This window comes from Spiroplasma sp. hy2, from assembly GCF_044714365.1.
Lineage (GTDB): Bacteria > Bacillota_I > Bacilli_A > Mycoplasmatales > Mycoplasmataceae > Spiroplasma > Spiroplasma phoeniceum.
Genome location: NZ_RXFZ02000053.1, coordinates 1 through 5827, shown reverse-complemented (window position 1 = coordinate 5827; position 5827 = coordinate 1). Strand labels below are relative to the sequence as shown.

Annotated in this window: 4 protein-coding genes; all 4 read right to left on the bottom strand. The window is 26.7% G+C overall.

Going from position 1 to position 5827, the window contains the following annotated elements; translation table 4 throughout:
- Window positions 1–107: 107 nt before the first annotated feature.
- Entirely contained in the window at window positions 108–638 is a 531-nt protein-coding gene (locus EHV01_RS02655; protein ID WP_422066080.1) for a hypothetical protein, read from the bottom strand.
- A 176-nt stretch (window positions 639–814) separates the two neighbouring features.
- Window positions 815–3133 carry an endopeptidase La gene (lon, locus tag EHV01_RS02650; protein WP_422066079.1) on the bottom strand — a complete coding sequence of 773 codons (2319 nt, stop codon included), beginning with the start codon at window positions 3131–3133 and terminating at the stop codon, window positions 815–817.
- Between the two features lie 319 nt (window positions 3134–3452).
- The gene (gene tig, locus EHV01_RS02645; RefSeq protein ID WP_422066078.1) at window positions 3453–4748 is read right to left on the bottom strand and encodes a trigger factor; all 1296 of its coding nucleotides are present in this window, start codon (window positions 4746–4748) and stop codon (window positions 3453–3455) included.
- Window positions 4749–4866: 118 nt separating this feature from the next.
- Complete coding sequence (locus tag EHV01_RS02640; RefSeq protein WP_422066077.1) at window positions 4867–5625, bottom strand: DUF3196 family protein; 759 nt, start codon at window positions 5623–5625, stop codon at window positions 4867–4869.
- Window positions 5626–5827: the final 202 nt, after the last annotated feature.

Below are 5827 nucleotides of genomic sequence, written 5' to 3'. Positions count from 1 at the left end.
AWTAAATTTTTAAATAAAAGACATAATTAATTAAAATTATAATTTGCTATTAGTATCTTTTTAAAAATATTTACAATTATTTTAATAGGTTATGCAAGAAGTCTATTTTATCTTTCAACAGTATTTTCTTCTACTGCATCATTTTCATTTTCTGTGATATTTTTATACACATCGCTAACTTTTGTTGAATCTAACTTTGGAACTGTAATAATTGTTTCTTTTCTTAATTCTGGAACTGGTTTTGCTGGTGGTAAATAATCATAGATTGGTTCATTTTTAGAAGATGGAATATTATCATAAATTGGCTCAGGAATTGCCTCATAAATTGAATCATAAATTGACTCATCATTTAATTTAATCGGAATTTCATAACCATCTTCATCTTTAGTACTATCATTATTTAAAAAAGTTCAAGATATATTAGTTAAAAAACCTGGTTCAAAATTTAAATTTTGCTCTGAATCAGTAATTTTTCGATAACTTTCCATTGTTTCTATTAAATTATATGTGTTTTTTGTTGCAATTTGTACTGATTGCTTTTTACTAAAACCTAATGCTCTTGCAAGTTTTTTAATGTGTTTTCTTGTATTTTTTAGAATTTTTTTTACTAATTTTTCAACTTTTACCATAGCACGCATAGTTTTTACCCTTTATCATTATTATATTTATTAAGGACTAACAAATATAAGCCATGTACTTTAAAAACTATTTTTTAAATCATATACAACAAGATACTACTATACTTAAATTATTTTGTCAATTTAGAGTTAAAACAAAGAAAATAAAAATGTATCAAATTGATACATTTTAAAAATTAGTTTGTGCCAAAAACATTTTTGAAAACTTCATCATATGTTCCAACTGGAATAATATTCAATGTTTCTTGCACTTCTTTTGGAATATCTTCAATATCTTTAATATTTTTATGTGGAATTAAAATTGTTTTTAAACCACTACGGTTCGCAGAAATTGATTTTTCTCTTAAGCCACCAATCGGTAAGACTTGTCCTCGTAAAGTAATTTCACCAGTCATTCCAATATCTTTCGATACTGGACGATTACTTAAAGCACTGATAATTGCTGTTGTTAAGGTAATTCCAGCTGATGGTCCATCTTTTGGTACTGCTCCTTCTGGAACATGAATATGAATATCATGTGTTTCAAAGAATTTTGGATCAATATTAAATTTGCCAGAATTTGCTTTTACATAGTCTAACGCAATTGATGCTGATTCTTTCATTATGTCACCTAATTTTCCAGTTAACACTAATGAACCTTTTCCTAAGAAACTATTAACTTCAATTGGTAAAATATCACCACCAAATTGAGTATATGCTAATCCTGTTACAACTCCAACTTGTGATTCTTTTTCTTTTTCGGTATGTTCAAAACGACGTTTACCTAATAAATCATTAACAGTATCTGGTTTAACTGTTAAATTAACCATTTCTTTATTTAAGAACTTAACAATAAATTTCCGTGCAACAGCATTTAAATCTCGTTCTAACTGACGAACTCCTGCTTCACGCGTATAATATTTAATTATTTCATTAATTGCATCATCAGTAATTATTAATTGTCCATCTGCTAAACCATTATTACTTAATACTTTTGGAACTAAATAATCTTTTGCAATATGGAATTTTTCCAATTCAGTATATGATGATAATTGAATAATTTCCATTCGGTCAATTAAAGCTTCTGGAATATTATCATAATAATTGGCTGTTGCAATAAACATAACATCACTTAAATCATATGTTTCTTCTAAGTAGTGGTCAGAAAAGGTTGAATTTTGTTCTGGATCTAATACTTCTAACATTGCACTAGCGGGGTCACCACGATAATCTGATGCCATTTTGTCAATTTCATCTAATAAAAATAATGGATTTATTGAACCAGCACGTTTCATTGACTGAATAATGCGGCCTGGCATCGCTCCAATATATGTTTTACGATGCCCGCGAATTTCTGATTCATCTTTTACGCCTCCCAAGGCCATTTTAACAAATTTTCGTCCTGTTGCTTCAGCAATTGATTTTGCTAAACTTGTTTTCCCAACCCCCGGTGGCCCTACTAAACAAATAATTTGTCCTTTTAAAGATTTAGTCATTGTTTTAACGGCTAAGTATTCAATAATTCTTTCCTTAACTTTATCTAAACCAAAATGATATTTATCTAACACTTCTTTTGCAAATTTTAAATCATTTTTTTCTTCTGTTTTTTCCCATCATGGAATTTGCATCATTCAATCAATATAAGTTCGAATAATATTTGATTCACTTGATGCTTGTGGTAATGCTTCGTAACGAGTGATTTCTTGTTCAATTCGTTCTTTAATATTTTTTGGAAATGGTTCTTTTGCTAATCGTTCTTTATATAATTTCATTTCGTCAGCAGCGCCATCAAATTCATCTAGTTCATCTTTAATTGCTTTTAATTTTTCTCGTAAGTAATATTCACGTTGTTGTTCATCAACTCGTTCTTTAATTTTTTTGCTAATTTTATTATCAATATCATTGGCTTGTTGTTTATTAACTAAATGATCAAAAATAATTTGAAGTCTTTTTTCAACATCTAATTCTTCAATAATTTCTTGTTTTTTTGCCACTGGAATAAATGGTAAAAATTGGGCAATTGTATCAACAACTTCATTCCCATCAACTGAATCACCAATTTGATCTAATAAATCTTCTGGCAAAATATCTTGTAATTCCATTAATTCTTTAATATTCGCTGTTAATTTTTCAACAATTTTATCTTCTGATTTAACAAATGATTTTAAAATATCAATATCAGCAGCATAAAATTCTCCTTCGCGTAAATCTAAAATTTTTACTCGATCAACTGCTTTAAAATTAACTGTTAGACTACCATCTTCCCATACTTTACGAATTTTTAACTCTGCTAAAATCCCAATTCGATAAATTTCAGATAATTTTGGATTATCTTCTAACGGTTTTTTTTGACTAACTAACACAATATGATTATCAAAATCCTTGCTAGCTGTATTCACCGCTAAAATTGATTTATCTCGTCCTACCTCTAATACTTGTTCAAAGCCTGGAAAAATATAACTACCCCGTGTTACAAGAACGGGTACATTTTTTAATTGTGTTATTTTTGAATCCATCTTCAAAACACCTCCTGTTTCTTTTCTTCACTTAATATTGACAATATCTTATCTTATTTTAAAAAATATCGCAATATAAATTTAAGTTACACAAAAATTATAACAAAAAAAATTAGCACTTGCAATAGGTGAGTGCTAATTTTTAAAAAATCATCTCACCTACTGTTTATTATATCTTTACCCCAAAATTAAGGAATACCAGTTTAATACTTAATAATATTCTTATTATATCATAAAAAGAAAAAAAATTCAGCACTTTTCATGCTAATACAGATTATCCTCCTATATAAAAAAACTAACATTATTGTTAGTTTTTATTCTATTCACCATTATTTTGATATAAAAAGGCAAATACCTTATCATGCATAACTTGTTCTTTTGCTTGTTGGTCGGATACTAATTTTGTTTCTTTCAATGCTTTACCATCAATTCCAAATTGTTTTCCTAACTTTTCATATTGTTCATCAATTTCTGTCTCAGTTGCAGTAATATTTTCATTTTGAACAACTGCATCAACAATAACACCATTTTCTAAACGATTCTTAGCGTCTTTAAATAACTCATTAAAAATATCTTCTTCTGACATTCCTGTTCGTTTTTTATACGTTTTTATATCCATTTGTTGACCTTGTAACTTTTGTTCAAACTCATGTTTTAATTGATTTGCTTCTTTACGAATAATTGATTCTGGTAAAGCAATCTTTGAATCTTCTGCAATTAAGTGGAATAAATGGCCAATAAAATGATCATATTCTTGTTTTAATAATTGCTCATAAATATTATTTTTAACATGCGCTTCCAATTTAGCTAACGTATCAATACCTTTCAAATTAACATCTTTTGCTAATTCATCATTTAATTCTGGTAATTCTTTTTTTTTAACTTCCTTAATATTTAACTTAAAAATAGCAGGAGTTGATTTTAATTCTTCAACATGATAATCAGCTGGGAAAGTAACATTAATTTCTTTTTTATCACCTGTTTTTAAACCAATCATAGCTTCTTCAAAACCGGGAATAAATTGACCACTCCCAATTTCTAAAGTAAAATCTGTTGCTTTACCACCTTTAAATGGTTTTCCATCAACAAAACCTTCAAAATCAAAAATTACTGTATCTCCAGTTGTAATTTCTGTTGTTTTTGGTTTAAAAATTGCAAAACGATTACGCAATTGATTAATATTATCATCAATATCTGCTTTTTTAACTTCAATTTTTGTCTTTTTTAATTCTTTATCAGTAAAACCAGTATACTTACTAATTTTAACTTCTGGTTTTAAATCAAATTCTAATTGTAAGATATACTCTGTTTTACTAATTTTTTGTACACTTGGAACTGGTGATGAAAATGGTTCAATATCTGATTTTTGATCAAACGCAAACTTATAAGCTTTATTAACAACTAAATGATGTGCCGCATCTAAAATTTTTGCTTCAGTTAGATGTTTTTTAATTAAATCAGTAGGTACTTTCCCTTTTCGAAAGCCATGAACCTCTAATTGCTCTGCTGCTTTTTTTTCAGCTTTTTTAATATAATCTGTCCATTCTGTACCATCAATGGTTACATATCATTTTCCAATTCCTTTATCTTGTATTTTTTCCGCTTTAAATTTCATATTTTACTCCTTAACTAATTATTGCACATAATTTATTATAACAAAAAGAATGACTTTAAATAACTTTTTTCCCCAATTTATTTTGCTTTTTTGGTCTAATTCTAAATAATAATTTATTTTATAATTCTTGTTGGGTTAAGTAAGGAAGATATTTTTTTACTATTTCAACTTGAACTGTAAATTGTTCTGCCAGATCTTGGATTACTATTTCTTCGCCATACATCCGATGACCTTGATATATAATTGCAATTGTTAATGCTTTTTCTTCATTATTTTCTAAAAAATAAGGATATAAGTTATAATAATATGTTTCTAGCAAATATAAACAAGTATGGTATAAACTAGGATTATCATTATAAACTCATTGGTCTAATAATTTCATTATGGTTTTAACTTGTTCATTTTCTTTATATGGTATTATTTGACTTGGATTCAAGTGAAAAATACCATTTGTTTTTTTCACTTCAAATATTTCTGTAATTTCTTGTTTTTTTAATAAGTATAATAAATAAATCTTTGTAAAATCAGTGACTTTTTTATTCAGAAAATATTTACGAATTACTGGTAAAATTTGTCGTAAATTTTGGTCTTTTAAATATTGAAAAGCTAATAATTGAGTTTCCTCATCAGATGGATTCGCTAAAATATCACTAATTTTTGCTAATGTTCAAACTGTTGTTTCACTTGGCTTTTGTTCTCGAATTTTTTCATTAACTTCTTGTAATAATGTTGTTAATACTTTCTCAACTTGTTGAGGAATATAAGGCATCAACAATTCATCATTAATTTTGATAAGTGCCCCATTGTAATTATGATTACTAATTAATTCTTTAATTTCATTAATTAATTCATCATAATAATTTAATGGTGTTTGCATTTAATAAATCCTCCTTAGATAAAATAATCTTTTATATTATTATAAWAATTTCTTTAATTTTGTCGAAAACTCTTGATATTTATAAAATATACCTAAAATTAGGTATATTTTTAATATATGGAGGTAAATAATTAATGAAAAAAATAATTACAGAATTAATAAATAGCTTAACAGATGATCAATTTTTAGAATTTTATGAAAA